The following is a 22,190-nucleotide window of genomic DNA, read 5'->3' as shown; positions in this document are numbered from 1 at the left end:
GATAGCAAATTGAGTCACGAATATTCTCCTTTAATGACCGAATTAGGAAACGCAAATGAAGAAAATTATATGTTTGATGTTGGCTGGCGTATTCGCATTTTCACACCCTGTAGCGGCAGATACAGTGAGTGATTGGATAGAGTTCTCTAGCCGTATCAATAGTCCTCTTGCACCAGCAGCGGAAGCAAAAGTACGCCCAGAAAGTGCGCGTGCTACCACTCGTGTAGCACTGGCGATGTTCGAAGCACTCAATGCCATTGATCGTCGGTATGAAAGTTATGTCAGCTTTCCTGAAAGTGATAAAGCAGCGTCAGTAGAGGCTGCTGCTGTCACCGCTGCGTATCGGGTTTTGATCGAACATTTTCCCAGCGTAAAAAATGAGCTTAATGATGCATATGCGATTGCGATGGAGGCGATTCCAAATGATGCGCAACGCGAAGCTGGGCGGCAAATCGGTGAGCAAGCTGCCAAGGCAGCATTGGCGGTAGGTGGGATAGATCCGAAAATCGTCCAAACACCTTATCGGCCTCACGCTACGGTCGGCATTTGGACTGCTACCGATTTACCTTCTATTCGCCCGCATAATTTGGCTTTCTTTCCTTGGGCTATTTCTAGTGCCGAGGCATTGCGTTCGCCGCCACCGCCGTCCATCAATAGTGCGCGTTGGACGCAAGACTACGATGAAGTGAAACGTTTAGGTGGAAAAGTAAGTCAGCATAGAACACCGCATCAAAGCCTGATGGCTTCGTATCGCATTATGCCGGACATCTTACCGTCTTTGCGTCAAACCGCAGAAACAAATGGACGCAGTATGGTGCAAAATGCGCGCATGTATGCACGTGTTTACATGGCGATCGACGATAGTACGCTCGCTATGTCGGCAGCCAAGATGCACTACAACACGTGGCGTCCTATTGTCGCTATTCGTAACGCTGCGAATGACGGCAACAATGCCACGCAAGCAGAAGCAGGATGGGAATCGTTTTTACCAACGCCGAATTTCCCAGAATATCCATGTGGCCATTGTTCATATGCGGGATCAATTGCGGAAATAATGGTGGCGGAAGATGGTCAAAAACCGATGAAGGGCGTGCGCGTTGCATCGCTATCGTCGCCAAAAGCAGTCATACAAATTCTACCAAGTTGGAATGAATGGTCACAGCAAGTATCTGACTCGCGCATTTATGCTGGTGCCCATTTTCGTTTTGCCAATGAGGCCGGTGAAAATTTAGGACGTAGCGCAGGGAAAGCGGTATTGGATAAAATTATGAGGCCATTAAAGAAGTAGCTTTTGTGGTGAAAAGGCTGGTAGCGTCATGATCAGCCTTTATTGAAAACTTTTATTGAACTTATTCATGACTCAAATTCAAACGACGATAGTCATCGCAAATAGGACGCATATTGCAGGAATGCACCGAGTGCGGTTAGCAGTGCGTGAAAATAGGCTGACTTCGAGCGTTATTGGCGAGGAGGATTATTATCCCGCAATAGAAATCACAGGACGTGGCTGGGTGATTGAAGTCATAGGTGAGGTAGTGGCATTTGCCATCGGCAATGCGCAGACTGGCAATATATGGGCATTATTTGTGTCGCCTGAACATGAAGGAAAGGGCTATGGGAGAGCGCTGCATGAGGTCATGGTGGATTGGTTATTTGCGCAAGGATTAGGTCGCTTAAATCTAAGTACGGATGACGCCACCCGCGCATCGCGCTTTTACGAAAAAGCTGGTTGGCGTAAAACGCACATTGATGCGGATGGAGAAGCTTTTTTTGTGCTTTCCAATGGATGTGAGTTAATGTAATGCCTGCTATCGATATCGCTGTCATGGCAGGCATGTTTAATTATTGGAGTTCTGTATGAAACGTTTTTTTTCTTGCCTATTGACAGGATTTTTTTTAAGTCATTCTCAAGCTTTTGCATTGGGAATTATTGTTCATATTCAAGGACAGAAAGGTGATAGAGAAGCCTATTTTGCTAACGTCAGAACGGTTTTGAATCGTACTCCCGTCGATCAAATATTTGGCCCGATAGAGATTCGAGAATTGCAGTTGACTGCGGTCTACGAACATCTCGATAAGCCAGAGTGGGTGTACATGAATATGTGGTTTCAATGTAGACCACAAGTGATCATCGATTCTGAAAAAGGCACTGCTAATGAGAACCCTCATGCAGTCAAAGCAGGTGAGGTGGCTACTTTTAGAATTGGACCGGGAAGCTACAAATTGCGGCGCGCTGATTTGAAGTCTGAGCCTTTACCAGAAAGTGATTGGAAAAAGTCCAATGCGCCGATGTTAAGTAAAGCCGCTGCGATTGCCTGCAATGAAGGGAATTTTAAAAACCTACTGATCGACCTGTCGAAGAAAAAACCATTTGATCACGATAAGTTCGGCAAAGCGATCAATGGGCAGTTTAATTTGCCTGTCGATATGCAGTTAATTGGTGCCGTGTTGGCCAGTGATTTTCTCGACTATGCGTGGACTTTTTTGTGGTGGGAAACCGTATTTGAAGGGAATCGCCCTAATCCCAGTGGCAAGTGGACGCAAAAAGCCAGTCAAGCGGACAAAGATGCCGCTGTGAAAAAGCTGCAAGACGATTATGAAAAAAATGCGCCTCGGCTGGAAGCGATGAAGAAGGAGTTACAAGACAGTATCGCCAAGATGGATGCTAATGCTGAGTTTCATAGTAAGGCTGCAAAATTGCGCCAAGGTCGTCAGTTAAACAAGTTTGAGACCTCACTCAACAGTGTTTGGATCGGCAAAGAAGAGCAAGCAGTGATCGACAAAATGGGTAAGCCAGCTCTGAGCGATGTGGGTAATACGCGTTTTTTAACTTACACCAAATATTTTGACAATCGAGGTTACGCGGTGCACATGGGCAGCGGCGCTTTCGTGTCCGAGGGTGTGTACGCTGAATGCTTTGTCGAGTTTGCCACCATGCAGGATAAAAAATCGGTGTGGCGTGTCGCGGATGTTAAGGTGAGAGCCGATGGCAGTCACAACGGCATGGCAAAGGATCTTTGCCATGGTCTTTCACGTATTCCAGATTAGCGTATTCCATAATGATGAGGAGAGTCATTCAATGAACCAAAGTCAACTGAACAATCGTGTATTAAACAAATCCGTTTTGTTACTAGCGGGAGTGAGCTTACTCGCGTTTCAAAGTTTGGCTCAAGTTAAAGAAAATACCTTTGATGTACTCGGTAGCATGATGGACACAAGTAAGAAAGAAATTAACGCCAGGCAGACGATAGAAGCGACAAAAACGGGTTTCTTAGACAGCAAGTACCATAAGATGCATAAAGAAGGCTATTGGCAATTCTTTCAAGGTAGTTCATCGGCAAAGAAAGGTGAATATTGCACAGCGATGTTTATGCGAGAAGGCATGGGTGTGACGATCATGGGGCCGGGCGGCAGCTACAAAGGCGCATTGATGATGCTCTTTAATGGCAATGACAATCCCGCGTTTCCTACATCGCCCAAACCAAGTAAAGTTTTGGTGAGCTTAAAACAAGGGCAAGACTCACCAGTGAGCCTGCACGTACTAAATTACACCCTTGGTACGATGGAATTGCCGGTCGCTGTATTTGCGGTACCTAGTATCGAAGCGGCACTCGCCAGCATGGACGATAAGTTGGATTTTCACTTGGAGTACAAAGGACAAAAGATCGTCGACGTCGAGTGGCAGGGCGGACACGCTGCCCGTGATGAATTGAAAAAATGCTTGGCGGGGCAAGCTTTTAATACCAAGAATCCTTTGAAGGATTAATGTAGTTTTTAATTGGCGATTTGTCTTCAGCCTTGAACTTTATTGGGGGGCGACAAATTCCCTTGATCGACAGCGACGATAATATCTTTAAAGAGATAGGTTGGGATTTGTCCTTTTCAATTAGCTCTAGCGAATGGGGTTGATGACGATCATATCGTTGCAGATTCTAATTAATGTACAGTCTAGATAAGCGAAAAAATAAATCCAGCAAACATTAAACAGCCTCGCGGTGTCAAGATGCCGACCTCGTTATTCTCACCTTTGATGCTTTAGAAGTCGTTTAGTTGCCGGCGTTATCACACATAACTTCACTATCGTTAATTCAGTATTGAAGGCAGTTTCTATCGAGTGAATACTATTTTTACTTATCGATTTTGTGAGTTCCGTAACTCACGTAATTGAATCCGCATTTCATCGGAATCGTAATAAGCTTCATTCTTCTACCCGATATAGTTTGATCCACTTCAAATTTGAAGTATCTGTGTTTTGAAACCAAAAACAGGTCAATTTTTTATCGAGGTAATTATGCAAGCACCATTAAGTTCTGTACTCACTCTACTATTGTGCAATACCCTTGTCGTGAGCGCTCACGCGCAACAAACTAATTCGGACAAAACCCGCATCGCACAAGAAAAACCAGCCATAAAAAAAGAGGAGCCTCAGCGTGTTGAAATTCAGGCACGTAGCGAAGCTCAATTGGCATATCAAGAAGCGGCAGCAAAAACGATTATAGGTAGTGCCGATTTACTCAAGTTTGGCGATACCAATGTGCTTGATGCGATGCGTCGTGTACCAGGTGTGCAAGTAAATAACAATAAAATTCAGCTGTTGGGCATGAACGCCAGTTATACGCAAGTGTTAATTGACGGCGAGCCACCACGAGGTGTTAATGTTGAAGATATCCCTATGCAAATGATAGAGCGTATCGAAGTTTATCGCACAGCAAATGCACAATTTAGTACGCAGGCTATAGGTGGAACCGTTAATATTGTTCTTAAACGTGTTGCATCTTCCGCACAGCAATCAATAAAAATTACCGCCGCTTACGTGCAACATGGACAAGGAACTGTTGAGTGGAACAATTCTGGCAAACAAGGGGATTTTTCTCATTCGGTTGTTGCCACAGCATCACAGAATTCAATCAGTGCAAACACGCCAAAAAAGACGCTAAACAAACAAACGATTTCGGATGACACGGATCAAGTCCTACAGCAATATGATTCGCTGTTGGATAGAAATGTAAAAGATCGTGATATACGCATCGCGCCACGGCTTCAATATAGAACTAATTCCAACATCAATCTGACTTCAACGACGATGCTAGCCTATAGTAATAGTGAAAGGGATACTTCTAGAAGTTATACTTTCTTGCAGGGTGAGCCTTTGGATGTCGCGGCAATGCGTGTTCATGACACCACTGAACGTGTTAATTTGAGTAGCACGATGCGCGCAACGACTAGCTTTAGTAACGACCTAAAACTCGATATTTCTGGCGGATTCCATGCGCAGCGCATCAAAAATACAGATAGCTCACAAAATTACAGTTTAAATGGAGACCTTAGCCTCGTGCGCAATTATGATACTCACGTGCGTATATTGGGTGGAAATAGCAGCGGCAAATTCAGTATTCCTACTAATGCTGAGCACGATCTGGTGATGGGGTGGACAGGATCGGGCACCACTGTCCATATTGACCGTAATCAAACTGACTTTTATAAAAATAATGCAATACCAGTTTATCTACCTCAAAATGGGCGTAACGAACTTTATAAATCTGCGCTCTATGCTCAAGACGAATGGAAATTGCAAAAAAATTCATCGCTTTATCTTGGCCTTCGATGGGAATCACTTAGTATTAATAGTGAAGGTTCTGCACAAGATAAATCAAGATATTCCACTAATGTTTTAAGCCCAATTGTACAAACCATGTGGCAGCTTAATTCACACAATACAGACAGAATTCGACTCGGTCTAGCACGCACCTATCAGGCGCCAAATGACTTCTATCTAGTCTCACCAAAAATTTATTTGGTTAACAACTCAATTCAAAACCCCAATTTTGTAGGCAACCCGAATTTGCGTCCTGAATTAGCATGGGGTTTAGATGCTGCCTATGAGCATAATGGTAAAGATGGTTTAAATTATGCGGTACGCGCCAAAATTCAGCAAATCGATGATTTGCATCGCGACACAATTTTTTTTGAAAATAGAGCTTGGTGGAGGAAATATATTAATACTGGTAGTGCGCTAGGGAAAAGCCTAGAACTAAGTACACAGTTTCCACTCAAACGCTTTGTACTCGAAGCGCCAGATATTGATATTAGTATGAGTTACCTACATTTTTGGTCTGACGTCAAAGGTTTGCCGCAGCCTTTTAATCAACTTAATCCCTATACTTATGAGCTTACGTTTAGCTTGAATTATCGTTTGAAAGATATGCCGTTGACATTCGGTATGAACACAAAGCTACAGGATGCACATTGGCAACAAATTAGCCTTACAGATCGTACATACATTGAAATGCCCACCAATCTTGACTTAGTCGGCTTATGGAAATTCGACAAGAAGAGTCAACTACGTTTAGCTATTAGTAACATCACTAACAGTAATTCAATCGATACGTTTAGTCAAAGCCGCGTACCTGGCTACGTCAGTACTTTACACACTACTGTCAATCGTGCGCGAAACATGAGTCTCAGCTTTGAACATAAGTTCTAGTTGACTAACAAACTGCAGAATGTCAACTGAATTTGATAAATACGGCAATTCCCCAGTTCTGCCGGGATAGGCGTCTACACAAGTCCAACAATTCAAGATAATTGCGAACGTACTCCCTGCTCCCGTAAGTGGCTTTGTTTAAGTGCAGGACTGGGGAGTCAAAGCACGCTTTGACAATGGTCGAGCGAGTCGAAACAGCGTTTGCTTCGCACCTTCTAAATACTTAAAATGGTCTTGCATAAGGACTTCACCAAGCTGAATCACCCTTATGTACTTATTGTTTGAGTTTGCCCTCTGAAATATTCAGTGTCAAATGTGGTCGGTTTTATTAAAAGGAAATGCGCGAATACGAAAGTTCGTCGCGTTGGTGAACGATAGTGAAACTTTACAGGTGAGATATTTTTGGCGAGAAGTTATTTTGTTTCGACAGTCGGTTTAGACGAAGAAATGGTGCGTGCCTACATTCGTCATTTGGAGCAAGAAAATGAAGAGTATGATTCGATGAAATGTTCTTAGTGCCTTCTAGGCGCTCCAGCAATAAACCTCCGACTTTGCCGGAGGTAATTTAATCGCCTAAAGCGTTGGTATTTACTATTTTAGTATACCAATGTAGGGCTTATTGAATTTTTTTCGCTCGCTCCAAAAGCGGACTTAATGCAGGTTCACCAAGGGCATTACATATAGCTTCTGAAATGCTTTTACCTGCAATGCTAATTGATCCGCCTAAAAAACAGTGATATTTTCTTCCTGTTTTAGTGGTCACGCTGTAGCGCGTTGTCGTTCCTTCATCCATACGACTTGATATCGTAAAAGAGGATGCATCAATGCTTAACGCGAATGCTGTTCTTTGCACGATTACGTCATCAGATACAACCATAGATGCACAGCCCGCAAGTAAACTAAGAGCTAAACTAACAAAAATAACTTTTTTCATGAGTGAAATCCTTTGATGAGTTAGAAAATAGTGAATTGATAGTATGAAATTCACTGAAAGACAGCAATTAATTCGAATGAGAATTTCTTCAATCTGGATTAAGTCAGATGCTTATCGGGAGTTTTCTCGGAAAAGCCCTTAATCAATAAGCAAATAATCAATATTAGGTGGGCTATACCCATGGGGTACAACATCATCTTATTTAGATCATGTGAAAAGAATTCGACAGATATTCCGCTCATTTGCATTGCTGCTGCGAACATACCGAATAGAGAAATTAGTCGAAAGATAAATTGTGTACGGTAGAGGAGCACGTAGAGTAGAAACAAAGATGCGCCACCACTAATTTTTCCTATGAAATGATACCAATTACGGTCAGCGGAAATCATCGCTTTCATCACATCAAACAACTGCGGGTCTAGTGCTGGATGTTTAGCAAATTGTTCGCTAAGCGATAGCAGGGACATAAAGTGCGCTTGTTCTGACAGACCAACTGCGACACTTACGATGACAACGCTGAGATAAGTCATGCTTAACTTCGGATAGTTGCGCCATGTTTTAGAATAAACTAGGACGGCTACTGTGATGCCGATGGATGAGTTAATGAAGTCAGCGACGACATTGAGCCCAAATAAAGTGCGATGTTGCAGTCCATTGACTAAGTATCCCGCACCTCCAAATATAGGATCATTTAATGCGAAGTTACTATACATGCCAATAATCATTGCAATTAATAGCAATAATCCTACGATTCTTCCTGTTTTTTGTAGATCATTCATATGAGCCTTTTTGTAGATAATTTAAATAGAAGTGCTGTTCTTGTTTTGTGAAGATACAGAGATCAAATGCCTCTTGCGCAGTCTTTAAGATGAATGAAGACATCAATATCGCCAGTGACGATAGGTGGGAGTCAGTCACGGAAATTGGGATAAATAGTGCTTGAAATTGGAATAAATAGTGGTTGAAGTTGGGTGTCTTTGCATTACCTAACTTGGTGTTTTCTCATGAAGTATCCGACCTTGATATATGATTCTACGGTTAATTGTTTTTTAAACGCTCATCATGAACTTCGCACAACTACTTAAACCTAGTCGCATCATTTTTACTTTAGTTGCATCGTCTTTATTGGGCTTGCTAATTGCCTCGGTGTGGCGAGCTGAAATTAGTGTCTTGTTTATACGTATGTGGTTGGTGAGCTTAAGTGCGATGCTAGCATTTGGTGTGTTAGAGCAATGGCCAAAAAATTTACCCAATTGGGTGGCGCGTTGGGTTTTACAAATTCTAGCGGTAGCAATAACGATACCTATAGGTTTCTTTACTCTTTATGTAATAAGTACAGAGCAGGGGCAGCCAGCATTTTGGTTGGTCAAAGATCGTTTGGGTGGTTTCGCATTCTTGAATATTCCAAGTTTATTGTTTGGGCCTTGGATAGCATTGATCGCGTTGGTACGTCAAAAAGATGCACTAGCACGTCATCAAACTTTGGCATTTGCCTTAGAACGAAGTGAGCTGGAACGACAAGCTTTAGATGCGCGCTTTCGTCTTTTGCAAGCGCAAGTTGAGCCCCATTTTTTGTTTAATACGCTGGCGAATATACGCGCTTTGGTGAACACCAGTTCGCGCCAGGCGCCTGCGGTATTAGATAGCTTGATCGCCTATTTGCAAGCGGCTGTGCCACGCCTGCATCACTCCCCGCCTAGCTTTGCACAAGAGTGGCAATTAGCACGGTCTTATCTTGAGATTATGCAAATGCGTATGCCAGATCGTTTACAGTTTTCCTTGCAAATCGACGAGGCGATGTTAGCGATGTATTGCCCGCCTATGTCCTTGCTTACCCTAGTAGAAAATGCCGTCAGGCATGGCATTGATCCTAGTGAAGAAGGCGGACTGATTCAGGTGAATGTCGATCTTCACCAACAACACTGCCGGATACAAGTCAAAGATACGGGTGTTGGCTTATCTCATATCAATGCGAATCAATCTGCGCATCCTAGTTTAGGTACCGGACTGTTAGGTTTGCGTGAGCGCTTGCAGCTTGATTTTGGCGATAAGGCATATTTGAAAATTACGGCCATAGAACCCCATGGCGTGCATGCAGAAGTTGTTTTCCCTGTAAGGAAAGGCTAAACATGGAAACAGTCCTTGGAAAGTGGACGGCGGTGATCGCCGATGATGAGCCTTTATTGCGTGAAGAATTAACATTGATGTTGCAACAGGCGTGGCCTGAATTGAGCATCGTCGCCTATGCAAAAAATGGTCGTGAAGCAGTAAAACTATTTGAACAATACCAGCCGCAGCTTTGTTTTTTGGATGTGCATATGCCTGGGCTCAATGGGATAGAGGCTGCGCGTATCATTGGTAATCGAGCACATTTGGTGTTTGTGACAGCATTCGATCATTATGCATTGGATGCTTTTGCGCAGGGGGCGCATGACTATCTGGTGAAACCTGTTGTGTTCACTCGCCTGGCCGAAACAGTCACTCGCTTGAAAGAACGTCTATCACGTTCTCAAGACCTTCCTCGCATAGACGATTTGTTGGACTTACTTGCAAAGGCAAAAGATGGAAAAAGTCCTTCAAAAGGAGCGCCGCAATTTTTGCGTTGGATACGCGTCAATATCGGCCAGACCTTGCGCATGATCGCGGTGGAAGATATTGATTTTTTTCTGGCCGATGATAAATATGTTGTTATCACTTGGCGAGATGAACATGGAAAAGTGGCGGAGGCTTTAATTAGAACGCCCTTGAGAGAGCTTTTGCCACAACTGAACCCCACGTTTTTTTCGCAAGTGCATCGCTCCACCGTCGTCAACATGAGTGCCATCAGTCACGTCATTCGAGGTGACAACGAAACCGCTAGCATTCATTTTAAAGGCCATGACAAAGTTGCACCAGTTAGCAGAAATTATCTGCATTTATTTCGCCAAATGTAATTGACTAAAGCCCTTACGAAGCCCGCAATAAAACAATCAAAGCACCTGAACCGCCATCAGCAGCAGTTGCCTGGCTAAAGGCAATTACTTCGTCTTTCTGTATCAACCAATTACGAACTTTGTTTTTCAATACAGGTTCTTTATTGATCGATCCCAAACCTTTACCGTGAATTATTCTTACGCAGCGAAATCCGCTACGTATGCACTTGCGTAAAAAATCACCAAGATTGTCACGTGCTTGATCGCGGCGCATTCCGTGTAAATCGAGTTGCGCTTGTATAACCCATGCACCTTGACGTAATTTTTTAGCGACGTCGATGCCCACGCCAGGGCGTGTATAACTTAAATTTTCATCAGATTCGAGCAATGTACCTGCATCGAATTCATCTGATAATGATTCTTGTAAGGCTTTTTGTTCGTCTTCGATATGCTTGAAAGGAAGTGGTGGTGGTTTTTTCGGCGTTGGATGAAATTTTTCAGCCGTCTTTATAGCTTGAACCTCACCGACCGTGCTACGGAAAATATTCGCCTCAATTGCCGCTTGTTTTTCACGTACCAATCTCTCAGCTTCAGCTTTTGCACGCAGTTCTTGTTGTGCTTTGAGTTGCTTACCAACTTGTTGAAGGTCAGCAAAGGATTTCATTGATGAGGCCATGATGATATTTGCCGATAATTGGAAGATTGAAAAACAGTTCCCGCAGAGCTTTCGTGGACCTTGAGTTTTTTAATATTTCTCAGCGTCCATTTCATCTCTGCGGTTGAATCTTTATTCTTCTAGAAAACGTTGTGCATCTAATGCTGCCATACAGCCTGTTCCTGCGCTCGTGATTGCCTGACGGTAGATATGATCCTGTACGTCACCTGCTGCAAATACCCCAGGGATATTCGTTGCGGTTGCCATACCTTCGTTGCCCATCTTGGTGATGATGTAGCCGTTTTTCATATCCAACTGACCTTCGAAAATGCTAGTGTTTGGTTTGTGACCAATGGCGATGAACACGCCATGTAGTGGTACCGCCGTAACAACACCATCGGCTGACTTGATATTGATTCCAGTGACGCCAGATGCATCACCCGTCACTTCGTCTAGAGTATGGTTCCATTTCACTTCCACTTTGCCTTCTGCGACTTTTGCCATCAAGCGGTCAATCAAAATCGCTTCTGCACGGAATTTATCGCGACGATGAATCACTGTCACTTTGCTGGCGATATTTGACAAATAAAGCGCTTCTTCGACAGCCGTATTACCACCACCAACGACAGCCACTTCTTTACCACGATAGAAAAAGCCATCACAAGTTGCACAAGCAGAAACGCCCTTGCCCATAAATGCTTCTTCAGATGGCAATCCTAAGTATTGAGCAGACGCACCAGTCGAAATAATCAATGAATCGCAAGTGTATTCACTCTGATCGCCGATCAGGCGGATAGGTTTTTCTGTCAGTTTAGCGGTGTGAATATAATCAAAAATGATTTCGGTATTGAAGCGCTCAGCGTGCTCTAAGAAGCGCTGCATTAATTCCGGGCCTTGCACGCCATTTGGATCCGCAGGCCAATTTTCGACGTCCGTTGTCGTCATTAATTGACCGCCTTGTTCTACACCGGTGATCAAGACAGGCTTTAAATTGGCGCGCGCGGCATAAACGGCAGCGGAATAACCAGCTGGGCCAGAGCCGAGAATCAATACATGGGCGTGCTTAGTTGATTTTGGTGTAGACATAGTGGTTCCGATGAAAGTCGTGAAAAAAATGAGAAGTTCGAATGAATTGCGTTAATCAATACAGCAATTGACGAAAAATTGAATTATCCCAGATTTGCGACAACTTGACTTTATTCAGGTCAAGGAATGGTGTTTTCCTCATGTGCTGCGTATCGCCTTAGCCTCGCTGCCATAGGGAAATGTGCGTGTTATGGTTTTGAGATGCATAGTTAATAATCCAAGTAGGGAAGTTGGGTTGATCTTACTGTATTGATTCATTGTGAACGACCGTGAAGATGTTGCTGAATTTAGATGTATCAACTTGAGTTGTGATGTTCTGTCATATTTGCCAATGAACTTTGGCCTAAGGTAGCTATATCAGTGGCTTTTGCCCTACAATCATGGCTGATTGTTTTCTCTGAAACCTATGTCTAATACCAACGAAGTTTATCAACGCAATCGTAAGTCTGCACCTGCTGCACCTTTGCCCAATCGATTGCTAGTGTTGCTGCGAGAAGTGCGCTGGATGGTGTTCGCTGCCTTTACGGTTTACTTTATTTTGGTGATGGCGACCTACTCGCCGCTCGATCCTGGATGGTCACGTTCTGTTACGGTCGAACGTTTCCATAATTTAGGTGGTTATGTTGGCGCGCGTATTTCTGATTTAGTCTTGTTTATTTTTGGTTTCTCCGCCTGGTGGTTTTCTTTCGCTTTATTGCGCTTGGTGTGGCGTAGCTATCGTCATTTGAACCATGAATCGCATCCAGCACAAGAGGATGCTCACTTTTTTGACAAGATCATTCAAATTGCAGGCTTCGTTTTTATACTGATTGGCAGTATGGGGATCGAGTCATTGCGCCTGTATTCCATGAAAGTGGCCTTGCCCAGTGTGCATGGTGGTGTGTTGGGTGAATTGATCGGTCATCTTAGCGCCCGCGCATTTGGATTTACTGGTGCGACCTTATTGTTATTACTTATTATTGCTTTAGGTTTGAGCTTGTATTTCCATTTGTCATGGTGGCAGATTGCCGAGAACACAGGCACCTTGATTGAAAATACGGTTGAATTTATCCGTAAAAAATATACCGATCATGAAGATCGTAAGTTGGGTGAAACTGCTGCTGTCAAACGTGAAACCTCAGTGGTTCAAGAGCGAGCAAAGATCGTTGAAGCTCCGCCAATACGGATAGAGCCGCAAGTGCTTGCAGTGCAAAAATCTGAGCGTATTGAAAAAGAGCGCCAGGTTTCCTTATTTAATGATATGCCTGACACTAATTTGCCACCATTGTCATTGCTTGATGAGCCGCCTTTATCTCAAGAAACAGTCAGTGTCGAAACTTTAGAATTTACTAGCCGATTGATTGAGAAAAAACTCTCTGATTTTGGTGTCGATGCAAAAGTGATTGCAGCCTACCCAGGTCCGGTCATTACACGCTACGAGATTGAGCCTGCAACCGGTGTAAAAGGTAGTCAAATTGTTGGCTTAGCGCGCGATTTGGCGCGGTCGTTTTCACTGACCTCAATTCGGGTTGTGGAGACAATTCCAGGTAAGAATTACATGGGTTTAGAATTGCCGAATCCTAAGCGTCAGATTGTTCGTTTGACGGAAATTTTAAGTTCGAAAGTGTATAACGATAGTGCTTCGAGTCTGACAGTCGCCTTAGGGAAAGATATTGCGGGACATCCAGTTGTTGCTGATCTGGCCAAAATGCCGCATTTGTTGGTGGCGGGTACGACAGGTTCTGGTAAATCGGTTGGTATTAATGCGACGATCTTGTCCTTGCTGTATAAGTCTGATCCAAATGATGTCCGCATGATTTTGATTGACCCTAAGATGTTAGAGATGTCGGTGTACGAAGGCATTCCACATTTGTTGGCACCCGTTGTGACAGATATGCGGCAAGCCGGTCACGCGCTGAACTGGGCTGTCAATGAAATGGAACGTCGCTACAAGCTGATGTCGAAACTCGGTGTGCGTAACTTGGCCGGCTATAACGCAAAAATTGCCGAAGCGGCGAAACGCGAAGAGCATATTCCTAATCCATTTAGTCTGACGCCAGACGCACCAGAACCCTTAGAAAAACTGCCAACGATCGTCATCATTATTGATGAGTTGGCGGATTTGATGATGGTGGTTGGTAAAAAAGTTGAAGAGTTGATCGCACGTATCGCGCAAAAAGCGCGTGCTGCTGGTTTGCATTTGATTTTAGCTACGCAGCGCCCATCGGTGGACGTGATTACTGGCTTGATCAAAGCAAATATTCCTACACGTATTGCGTTTCAAGTCAGTAGCAAAATAGATTCTCGTACGATTCTGGATCAAATGGGTGCTGAATCACTGCTCGGTATGGGCGATATGTTGTACATGCCGCCGGGTACAGGTTTGCCAGTTCGTGTACATGGTGCTTTTGTTTCAGATGAAGAAGTACACCGCGTCGTCAAGCATTTGAAAGAACAAGGTGAACCAAATTACATCGACGGCATTTTGGAAGGCGGCGTGCTGGAAGAGGGCGGTGATGCCATGGCGCCAAGTGAAGGCGGTGGAGAGGCAGATGCATTGTATGATCAAGCCGTCGCAATCGTTTTGAAAAATCGTCGCGCATCGATTTCTTTGGTGCAGCGACATCTGCGTATCGGCTATAACCGCGCAGCGCGACTATTGGAGCAAATGGAAGCTAGCGGTGTGGTATCCACCATGCAATCAAACGGTAATCGTGAGATTTTGGTACCAGTTGGTAACGCTGAGTAAGCCTTCTTGCTTGTTATCGCGTTATGGGTATGGTTGGTTCCAAATTGACTAATAAAGAATTGGATTTATTTTGAATATCATCAAAAAAAGTATGTGTTTTGGCGCTGTTGTTGGTGGATTGATGTTAGCGGGAATGACCGCCGCTCAAGCTTCCGCGATAGAGCAGTTTAAAGCCTTCGTCGTCAATACAAAGACAGCCAAAGGTGAGTTTGTACAAGTGCAAATGAAAACCACAAATGGGGTGTCGAAGATCGGCAAAACATCCTCGGGAATATTTAAGTTTGCGCGCCCTGGTAAGTTTATTTGGACTTACATCAAGCCCTATGATCAGGTCTTGCAGGCTGATGGCGATAAGCTCTATCTTTATGATAAAGACCTAAATCAAGTCACGATCAAATCTCTAGGTAATGCGATCGCTTCTAGTCCAGCAGCAATTTTGTTTGGTAGCGTTGATCTCGACAAAAATTTTGTTATGAAAGATATTGGTGTAAAGGAAGGTATTGAATGGCTACAAGCAACGCCTAAAACAAAAGACAGTCAGTTCGATACTATCGGTATTGGTATGAAAGATGGCGTGCCTGTTGGCATGGAGTTACGTGATAGTTTTGGACAGCTATCTTTGGTGACGCTGAAGAATTTTGAGAAAAATCCTAGCTTTGGTGCTGACCAATTTAAGTTTGTCGTGCCACAGGGTGCGGAAGTCTTACGTCCATGATGCTAGGGCAGCAAACGCAGGCATCTTTGCATCAGCCACTAGCTGAACGACTACGTCCACAAAACCTAAATGATGTGATTGGTCAGCAACATTTGCTAGGTGAAGGTAAGCCCTTGCGTGTTGCATTTGAATCTGGTGAGCCACACTCCATGCTATTGTGGGGACCACCAGGTGTTGGCAAAACGACCTTGGCGCGTTTAATGGCGCAGGCTTTTCAAGCGGAGTTTATTGCGCTCTCGGCGGTGTTATCAGGGGTTAAAGATATTCGCGAGGCGGTAGAACGTGCAGAGTTTGTACGCGCCAGTTCACAACGCCGCACGATTTTATTTGTTGATGAGGTTCATCGATTTAATAAAAGTCAGCAAGATGCTTTTCTGCCGCACGTAGAAAGTGGATTATTTACTTTTATCGGTGCTACAACTGAAAATCCTTCGTTCGAAGTCAATAGCGCCTTACTTTCGCGTGCTGCTGTCTATGTGTTGAAATCTTTGACTGAAGATGATCTGGCTGTCATGCTAGATAAGGCTTGTGTGCAGGAATTAGAAGGCCTGACTTTTACAGCAGAAGCCAAGCAAAGCTTGGTTGCCAGTGCTGACGGCGACGGTCGAAAATTGTTGAATAATCTGGATATTACGGCGCGTGCCGCGCAAGCAAAAAAACGACAAGAAGTTGATAGTGCTCTGCTGGCCGAATGTTTAGGGGATGCATTGCGTCGCTTTGATAAAGGTGGCGATGCATTTTATGACCAGATTTCTGCGCTACATAAATCGGTACGAGGATCCAATCCTGATGCTGCTTTATATTGGTTAGTCAGGATGCTTGATGGTGGTACTGATCCACGTTATTTAGCGCGACGCATTATTCGTATGGCGAGCGAAGATATTGGCTTAGCTGATCCTCGCGCATTGCGGATTAGTCTTGATGCTGCGGAAGTGTATGAGCGCCTCGGTTCGCCTGAAGGCGAACTAGCGTTGGCAGAAGCCGTGGTGTACTTAGCTTGCGCGGCAAAGTCGAATGCTATTTACATGGCTTATAAGCAAGCGCGGGCAATGGTGACAAAGGATAAATCTCGTGTTGTACCCGAGCATTTGCGTAATGCTCCGACGAAGTTAATGAAAGAATTGGGCTACGGAAAATTATATCGCTATGCGCATGATGAACCGCATGCCTATGCCGCAGGTGAGACCTATATGCCTGAGGGCTTGGAAGACGTGCATTGGTATGAGCCTGTGCCGCGTGGGATGGAAATCAAGATCGCTGAAAAGCTCGCGTATTTGCGTCAACTTGATAAAGATGCGCAAAGCAAATAATCGCCAACCCATATTCTATGTTCTGCGTTCATAGACTTGTACCCATAAATTGACGTAAGTAACGGAAGGCTATGATTTGGCATAGCCTTCCGTTGTCTTATCTGATGCGTGTTTCTAACTGATGTTGAGTTTAGTGTTAACTTGAGCTCAACTTGATTCAATTTGCGTAATAGTGACCAAAGCGATTAGATGTGAAGTCAGAAAATGTCGCTTGTTCCTGGCGGACAAATCCCTGCTGTGGCAACTTGGCTTCTATCAACAGATCAACCATCGCACAGATGCCCGATGCCGTAGTTAATTGGATTGCTGATAACAAGCGCCCATTCACTTCTTGCGCATAGATTTTCTTTGCGTAAGACTCTTGCTCCAAGCGACCAGCACGCAGTCCGACCACACTGACAAAAACCAGTACCACATCTTGCTTTGTCATAGGAATGGAAGTTTCTAAAACATCTTTCAAAATCGGGCGTCTTTCTATTTTGCCTAATTCTAGATCACGAATCAGCATTTTCACGATATCCCGATGACCGGGATAACGCACCGTTTTGTAGTTGAGGTTTTCGACTTTACCCGCCAAGGATTCACACAAGGTACCAAGTCCACCTGAGGTGTTAAACGCTTCGTAGTCAATGCCATCCAGAGAGAAATGTTCAATCTCTTCTAGCGCAGATGTTTCACGCAAATGCCCGTCAACAATCGCTTCGCAGGGATTGCAGTATTCATTGATCAGGCCATCAGTGCTCCAAGTCAGATTGTACTTGAGGGCATTATTGGGAAAAGTTGGCAACGCACCAACGCGCATACTGACATCGCGCAAAGAATCAAATTTTTGCGCAACATGATTAGCGACAATAGAAATGAAGCCCGGCGCCAATCCGCATTGCGGAACAAAAGCGCTGCTTGCATTCATCGCCAGTTGTTTGACGATGCGTGTACTTTCAACATCCTCGGTCAGATCGAAATAATGTGACTGTGCAGTTTTTGCTGCCTTAGCGATCATCGGTGTCAAAAAGTAGGGGCAAGCAGACAAAGTGACTTGGTGACCTTGAATTAATTTTTCCACGACGGATTGATCATTAAGATCAGCACAAACTGTCGTGACGTTTGGGAAGTTCTCTTTCTTCACATAGTCCAAACGTCCAGCATCTTTGTCTGCAACTGTAATTTCATAGTCATTTGTGTGGGAAAGCAGATTTAAAATCGCGTCGCCAATTTTTCCTGCACCCAATAAGATCAGCTTTGTTGTCATGATAGTCTCCAATTTTGCGTAAGTTCTAAAGTAGAAAGATAAAAGTAATTCCTTATCTTCGTTCGCCATGGAGATAGTATAGATATAAGAATTGTCAGATAATAGCGACTAAAATATCGTCATAATGCTTATTATCGATACAATATGACGATAAATTCCTACGAAAAGTAATTATGAAACCTGTTCTTGATGAAATTGATAATAAAATTCTTGCTCTGTTAATGGATAACGCGCGTTTACCTGTGACCACGATTGCCAAATTGCTTGGCATCGCGAGAACGACGGTGATTGCAAGAATTGCAGCACTTGAGAAGCGCCAGGTGATTGCTGGTTATGGTTTGAAATTGAATGCTTCCATGTATCAGCCAGCGGTACGCGCTTATGTTGGCTTATCAATCGAAGCCAGATTTGCCAGTTCTCTGATGAAGTTCTTACAGCAATTACCTGAGGTTGAAAGCTTAAGCGCCGTCAGTGGTGCAATTGATTACATGCTGACTTTGCGCTGCGCAAGTACCGAAGTGTTGGATAGATTGTTAGACCAGATAGGAAGTTTAGAAGGGGTACGGCAAACTTCGACGTCGATTATTTTGAGTAAGCGAATTGATCGTTCTTCGATATAAATCGTGATGGATGTAGAGACTTTATATAAAAAAAGACCCACTATTTAAGCGGGTCTTTTTGGTGCATATCCTAGTCTTGGATTTACATTACAGAATTTTCAAGTGTTCTCTTGTGACTTGCTAGGTGCCTTTTTATCGTCGGTATTATTTTTCTTAGGCGCTGATGGCTCAGTAAACTTTTGTGAGGTTTGCTGCAAAATTTGCAAATGCACTGAAGCTTTATCCATGCCACCGCGGTCAATTTGCATCGCCTGCTCTGGAGGACAATTTTCTTGGCATGTCGGTGGCGTACTTGACTGCGTTGGCACTACCACGAATTCTTGGCTATGTGCGATACCAGCAAGGGCGATGAGAGCAATACCGAGCGAAAATTGTTTCGTATTCATGATAGTCAGACTCCAAGTAAATGGCAGTGAAGCGGGAAGTGTAAATCAAATTTTGCTTTAAGCGTCAAACAATTTGTAATAGATTTGTATCAGTAGCTTATTATTTTGAAAATCCTTAGTGATCATTATTGTGCTTGTGTTTTGTCATAAGCTAGTTTATCCGCGGCGCTCAGGCGTTTTGCTGAGATCACAATTTGTTGTACTCGCTTGTTTGCCTGTTCTTGGTCATATGTTGTTTTTTCTTGTGTGCTCAAACGTTTTGCTTTGATCGTGACGCTTGCTACTGAATTGCTATCGAAGTTTTGAGCGAGACCGCTTGTTGACACTAAGGCTGTGGCTGCAAATACGCAAAATATAGTGCTAAATTTATATGAGTGATGCATGATTTTTCCTTGAGTATGTATTGGCTGTTGCGATGGTGAGACTGTAAGTTCAATCGCATTGACTTGCCATCAAGATGCGACGAAACGCAAAATTGAGTGTCTCAAATACCAAATTGTCAGTGTCAACATTTGATCGATGTCATTAAACATGATTGAAGGCGATCGATTGCTTTAAGTGGCCATTTTTTAATTTTTTTACCGTAGGCTTTTGTTTGGCTTGCCCTGATAATCCATCCACCCTAAGCACGCAGCCATTCATTCCTCAAAAATGTAATTTGGTCGGAAAGCTGGAGCAAGACAAGTTGCTTTGCCTTACAGTGATGGTGCTTTCAGATTGTTTAATTCAAGGATGGAAAAATGAAAAACTCAAATAAGCAGTATTTGTATTCAGTTTTGCGCCAAGCGTGGCAGGAATTGCGTGCGCTGGGAGATAAAGCAGGTAAAGGCTTGATGCGTACGCCATTGCCACGTATCTTGATATTGTGCATAGGATTGGCTTTGTTGATTACCTTGGTGCCTTTGATACTGACTTTATTTGTGATCTTTATGTTGGTGAAGTTGTTTTTAGTCGTGGTAACGATGAGTGGACGTAGTCGTGAACAAACAGCGACAGAATTTAAGCAGAAGCAATGGTCTTATAAAGAAGCGGAAGACGCGCAATTTGTCAGAGTTGAGCAAATTAGCTATCGCCAAGACGAGCGCTAAAACTTGAATGACAATTGTGGAAGTCGCCGTAAAAATAAATTGCCAGAAAAAACGCCACTTAGTAATGAAGTGGCGTTTTGTTTTTTTAATGTGTAGTGATTGCTGCTTACTGATTATAAGAAGATGGTCTTGGAATAGAGTAAATTTTCTTTTGACGACCATCAATGTAACGCACGGTTTCGCCATCAAAGAACGCATCTTCCTCAAGCATAATTCGTATGCTTTTTTTCCATTCAGGAATCATGCTGCTAGCGTTGAGTTCTATTGAATAAGCCGTATTCTTTCTTACGATTTGATCACCAGTCCCGACTACTTTGCCTTGATTGTCCCACATGCCGATCGCTGGCCCGGCAGCATGACCATGGTAGCCAATCGGATGTGAATAAATACTCGCAGTGATATCCTCTTTTTTTGCCTGTGCTAACGCGCCGGCTAAAATTTGGTTGCCCGTTTTTCCAACTTTAAATTGCGTCGTTAAAATGTCTTGCAGGCGATTAGCCTTGTTAAATGCATTTTGAATTGAGGTAGGCACATCGGTTTCACCAGGTTTTAGTAGGTAGGCATGCTGTTGTATATCGGTGTGTAATCGCAAATAAGTGATGCCGATATCTACATGAATTAAATCACCCGGTAAGATCACGTCCGCCTTAGGCTTTATCGCAAAACTGCGTTCGGCACCTTCTGTTGTAGGATCTGCTCGCTGAATGTCAACCGTTGGATGAAACCAAGTATCGTATCCGAGATCACGAATTTTCTGACGGAACCACCACACCACATCCTCGCTGGTAGTGATGCCAGGTGTGATGACTTTTTCTGAGAAACCTTCTTCTATAATTTTGTGCGTAGCATTAATCAATTGAGGATAGAACTGCATCTCGCGTGTGGTGCGGGTTTCTAGCCAACGAATCGCTAACGGCTCAGCAGACACGGTGCGAGATTTAAACTCAACCGGAAGCTTTTGCATTAATTCTTGATGTTCTGTGTAGTCCAGCCCATCTGCATGCCCAAAATGCATAGAGGTGTTAATGCCAATTTTTTGTGGATTGTGTTGCTTCACAATGGCGATTAATGCATCCCATTGCTCAGGGTATTTCTGTGTATCCCAAGCAGCTTTAATGTTTTTGCCAAAATCATAGCGAGCGACCGCTAGTCGCTCAACAGTCTTAGTCTGTGGATTATGATAAAACACTAAAATAGTACGTCGGCGTGCGTTTAGCCATTCTGCTGGAAGCATCGTTTTGAGTACTGGATCTTCGTTGTATTCCCGCGAGATGACAATCCACATATCGATGCCGGTTTCTTGCATCATGGCAGGCAACAGATTGTCGAAACGGTCAGCCAGATTTTCATCGATGACACGCGCTTGTTCGCGTACCGATAAAATTTGTGCTGCAACTGGAAAGCTATGTAGCAAACTGAAAAGTCCTGCGAATGTGCATGCGATAAGTGTTTTTTTCATACCAAATCCCAAGTGGTTTTTATCAAGTTTTGACAGCATACGTGTTCACAAGTTCAGCACCTGAGCATCGCTAATTAATCGCTCAATGCCACTTTCGCTGCTTCTTCAGGTGTTAGTCCGTCATAGAATTGATCGGTCAAAAATTCAATTTCCTCTTCAATAAATTCTTGCGCCTGGGCTTGAGTCGCACCACCTTTAATTAGAAATCCTTCGACTTCTATGCACCAGTTGATCACCGCGAGAGTTTCTTCATCTAATTCTTCGTTTTTCTTTGCCATGATTTATCCTTAGTGTGGTGGGGTAGCGATTGCATTGTTCAGTAAAAAGTGAAAAGTACAGATTGTCGTTATTATTCATTATTCCTTATTTAGCGAGCGCTGGGTTTAATTAAATGCAGATTTCGGTCTGCTATGATGCATCTTCTATTTTTTACCAGCGTATTTCAAGAATGGAAATGCAGAGCAGAAATATGTTTTTATTACTGTGTTCCAAGTTGATTAGACTTGAATCAATTGATGTTCAGATAGGCCGATAGCATTGAAAAGTCTATTTGTTTAGAGTGGT

General features: G+C 43.6%; 21 protein-coding genes and 1 pseudogene. 13 read left to right on the top strand and 9 right to left on the bottom strand.

From position 1 onward, the window contains the following. Window positions 1–55: 55 nt before the first annotated feature. From H8K33_RS06840 to H8K33_RS20225, 6 genes and pseudogenes are all read left to right on the top strand, one after another. Window positions 56–1,288 carry a vanadium-dependent haloperoxidase gene (locus H8K33_RS06840; RefSeq protein WP_186890234.1) on the top strand — a complete coding sequence of 411 codons (1,233 nt, stop codon included), beginning with the start codon at window positions 56–58 and terminating at the stop codon, window positions 1,286–1,288. A gap of 67 nt (window positions 1,289–1,355) precedes the next feature. Beyond that, window positions 1,356–1,802: a GNAT family N-acetyltransferase gene (locus H8K33_RS06835; protein ID WP_186890233.1), complete on the top strand. Its 447-nt coding sequence runs from the start codon at window positions 1,356–1,358 to the stop codon at window positions 1,800–1,802. A 55-nt stretch (window positions 1,803–1,857) separates the two neighbouring features. Further along, the gene (locus tag H8K33_RS06830; protein ID WP_186890232.1) at window positions 1,858–3,048 is read left to right on the top strand and encodes an OmpH family outer membrane protein; all 1,191 of its coding nucleotides are present in this window, start codon (window positions 1,858–1,860) and stop codon (window positions 3,046–3,048) included. A 31-nt stretch (window positions 3,049–3,079) separates the two neighbouring features. Then, a complete protein-coding gene (locus tag H8K33_RS06825; RefSeq protein ID WP_186890231.1) occupies window positions 3,080–3,766 on the top strand; it encodes a hypothetical protein in 687 nt (228 codons plus the stop codon). Between the two features lie 525 nt (window positions 3,767–4,291). Then, complete coding sequence (locus H8K33_RS06820) at window positions 4,292–6,484, top strand: TonB-dependent receptor plug domain-containing protein (RefSeq protein WP_186890230.1); 2,193 nt, start codon at window positions 4,292–4,294, stop codon at window positions 6,482–6,484. Window positions 6,485–6,775: 291 nt separating this feature from the next. Next, window positions 6,776–7,000, top strand: a pseudogene (locus H8K33_RS20225) (transposase); the annotation flags it as partial. Between the two features lie 100 nt (window positions 7,001–7,100). Here H8K33_RS20225 and H8K33_RS06815 read toward each other — a convergent pair. Together H8K33_RS06815 and H8K33_RS06810 are read right to left on the bottom strand one after the other, a co-directional pair. Then, window positions 7,101–7,418, bottom strand: coding sequence for a hypothetical protein (locus H8K33_RS06815; protein ID WP_186890229.1), 318 nt, complete (start codon window positions 7,416–7,418; stop codon window positions 7,101–7,103). A 98-nt stretch (window positions 7,419–7,516) separates the two neighbouring features. Continuing rightward, on the bottom strand, window positions 7,517–8,197 hold the full coding sequence (locus H8K33_RS06810; RefSeq protein WP_186890228.1) for a DUF4386 family protein: 681 nt from the start codon (window positions 8,195–8,197) through the stop codon (window positions 7,517–7,519). 283 nt (window positions 8,198–8,480) lie between these two features. Between H8K33_RS06810 and H8K33_RS06805 the strand changes: the two genes are divergently transcribed. Beyond that, the gene (locus H8K33_RS06805) at window positions 8,481–9,545 is read left to right on the top strand and encodes a sensor histidine kinase (protein WP_186890227.1); all 1,065 of its coding nucleotides are present in this window, start codon (window positions 8,481–8,483) and stop codon (window positions 9,543–9,545) included. 2 nt (window positions 9,546–9,547) lie between these two features. Next, entirely contained in the window at window positions 9,548–10,351 is an 804-nt protein-coding gene (locus H8K33_RS06800; RefSeq protein ID WP_186890226.1) for a LytR/AlgR family response regulator transcription factor, read from the top strand. Between the two features lie 13 nt (window positions 10,352–10,364). Here the strand turns inward: H8K33_RS06800 and H8K33_RS06795 are convergent, their stop codons facing one another. Next, complete coding sequence (locus H8K33_RS06795) at window positions 10,365–11,006, bottom strand: Smr/MutS family protein (protein ID WP_186890225.1); 642 nt, start codon at window positions 11,004–11,006, stop codon at window positions 10,365–10,367. A 111-nt stretch (window positions 11,007–11,117) separates the two neighbouring features. Further along, window positions 11,118–12,071 (bottom strand): thioredoxin-disulfide reductase, encoded by a 954-nt coding sequence (gene trxB, locus H8K33_RS06790; protein ID WP_186890224.1) that lies wholly within the window; start codon window positions 12,069–12,071, stop codon window positions 11,118–11,120. 406 nt (window positions 12,072–12,477) lie between these two features. On the opposite strand from trxB, the gene H8K33_RS06785 reads away from it, so the two are divergent. The 3 genes from H8K33_RS06785 to H8K33_RS06775 all read left to right on the top strand — a co-directional run bounded on the left by H8K33_RS06785 (window position 12,478) and on the right by H8K33_RS06775 (window position 16,824). Further along, window positions 12,478–14,799, top strand: coding sequence for a DNA translocase FtsK (locus tag H8K33_RS06785; RefSeq protein ID WP_186890223.1), 2,322 nt, complete (start codon window positions 12,478–12,480; stop codon window positions 14,797–14,799). Window positions 14,800–14,890: 91 nt separating this feature from the next. Further along, on the top strand, window positions 14,891–15,514 hold the full coding sequence (lolA, locus tag H8K33_RS06780) for an outer membrane lipoprotein chaperone LolA (protein ID WP_186890491.1): 624 nt from the start codon (window positions 14,891–14,893) through the stop codon (window positions 15,512–15,514). Further along, window positions 15,511–16,824, top strand: a complete 1,314-nt coding sequence (locus tag H8K33_RS06775; RefSeq protein ID WP_186890222.1) for a replication-associated recombination protein A — start codon at window positions 15,511–15,513, stop codon at window positions 16,822–16,824. The genes lolA and H8K33_RS06775 overlap by 4 nt, the downstream gene beginning before the upstream one ends. Before the next feature lie 157 nt (window positions 16,825–16,981). Here H8K33_RS06775 and H8K33_RS06770 read toward each other — a convergent pair whose 3' ends face one another. Next, a complete protein-coding gene (locus tag H8K33_RS06770) occupies window positions 16,982–18,073 on the bottom strand; it encodes a saccharopine dehydrogenase family protein (protein WP_186890221.1) in 1,092 nt (363 codons plus the stop codon). 173 nt (window positions 18,074–18,246) lie between these two features. Here H8K33_RS06770 and H8K33_RS06765 point away from each other — a divergent pair, with 173 nt between their 5' ends. Continuing rightward, on the top strand, window positions 18,247–18,693 hold the full coding sequence (locus tag H8K33_RS06765) for an Lrp/AsnC family transcriptional regulator (RefSeq protein WP_186890220.1): 447 nt from the start codon (window positions 18,247–18,249) through the stop codon (window positions 18,691–18,693). Window positions 18,694–18,791: 98 nt separating this feature from the next. On the opposite strand, the gene H8K33_RS06760 is transcribed toward H8K33_RS06765, so the two are convergent. Further along, the gene (locus H8K33_RS06760) at window positions 18,792–19,079 is read right to left on the bottom strand and encodes a hypothetical protein (protein ID WP_186890219.1); all 288 of its coding nucleotides are present in this window, start codon (window positions 19,077–19,079) and stop codon (window positions 18,792–18,794) included. 125 nt (window positions 19,080–19,204) lie between these two features. Further along, window positions 19,205–19,462 carry a hypothetical protein gene (locus H8K33_RS06755; RefSeq protein ID WP_186890218.1) on the bottom strand — a complete coding sequence of 86 codons (258 nt, stop codon included), beginning with the start codon at window positions 19,460–19,462 and terminating at the stop codon, window positions 19,205–19,207. Window positions 19,463–19,819: 357 nt separating this feature from the next. Here H8K33_RS06755 and H8K33_RS06750 point away from each other — a divergent pair, with 357 nt between their 5' ends. Next, window positions 19,820–20,167 carry a hypothetical protein gene (locus H8K33_RS06750; protein WP_186890217.1) on the top strand — a complete coding sequence of 116 codons (348 nt, stop codon included), beginning with the start codon at window positions 19,820–19,822 and terminating at the stop codon, window positions 20,165–20,167. Between the two features lie 106 nt (window positions 20,168–20,273). Here the strand turns inward: H8K33_RS06750 and H8K33_RS06745 are convergent, their stop codons facing one another. Both H8K33_RS06745 and H8K33_RS06740 read right to left on the bottom strand, forming a co-directional pair. Beyond that, entirely contained in the window at window positions 20,274–21,626 is a 1,353-nt protein-coding gene (locus H8K33_RS06745; protein ID WP_186890216.1) for a M24 family metallopeptidase, read from the bottom strand. 74 nt (window positions 21,627–21,700) lie between these two features. Further along, window positions 21,701–21,904, bottom strand: coding sequence for a hypothetical protein (locus H8K33_RS06740; protein WP_186890215.1), 204 nt, complete (start codon window positions 21,902–21,904; stop codon window positions 21,701–21,703). Window positions 21,905–22,190: the final 286 nt, after the last annotated feature.

The sequence above is a fragment of the Affinundibacterium amnicola genome (assembly GCF_014284275.1).
Classification (GTDB): Bacteria; Pseudomonadota; Gammaproteobacteria; order Burkholderiales; family Burkholderiaceae_D; genus Undibacterium; species Undibacterium amnicola.
The sequence above is the reverse complement of the archived record's forward strand: the minus strand, read 5'-3'. Positions and strand labels throughout refer to the sequence as shown.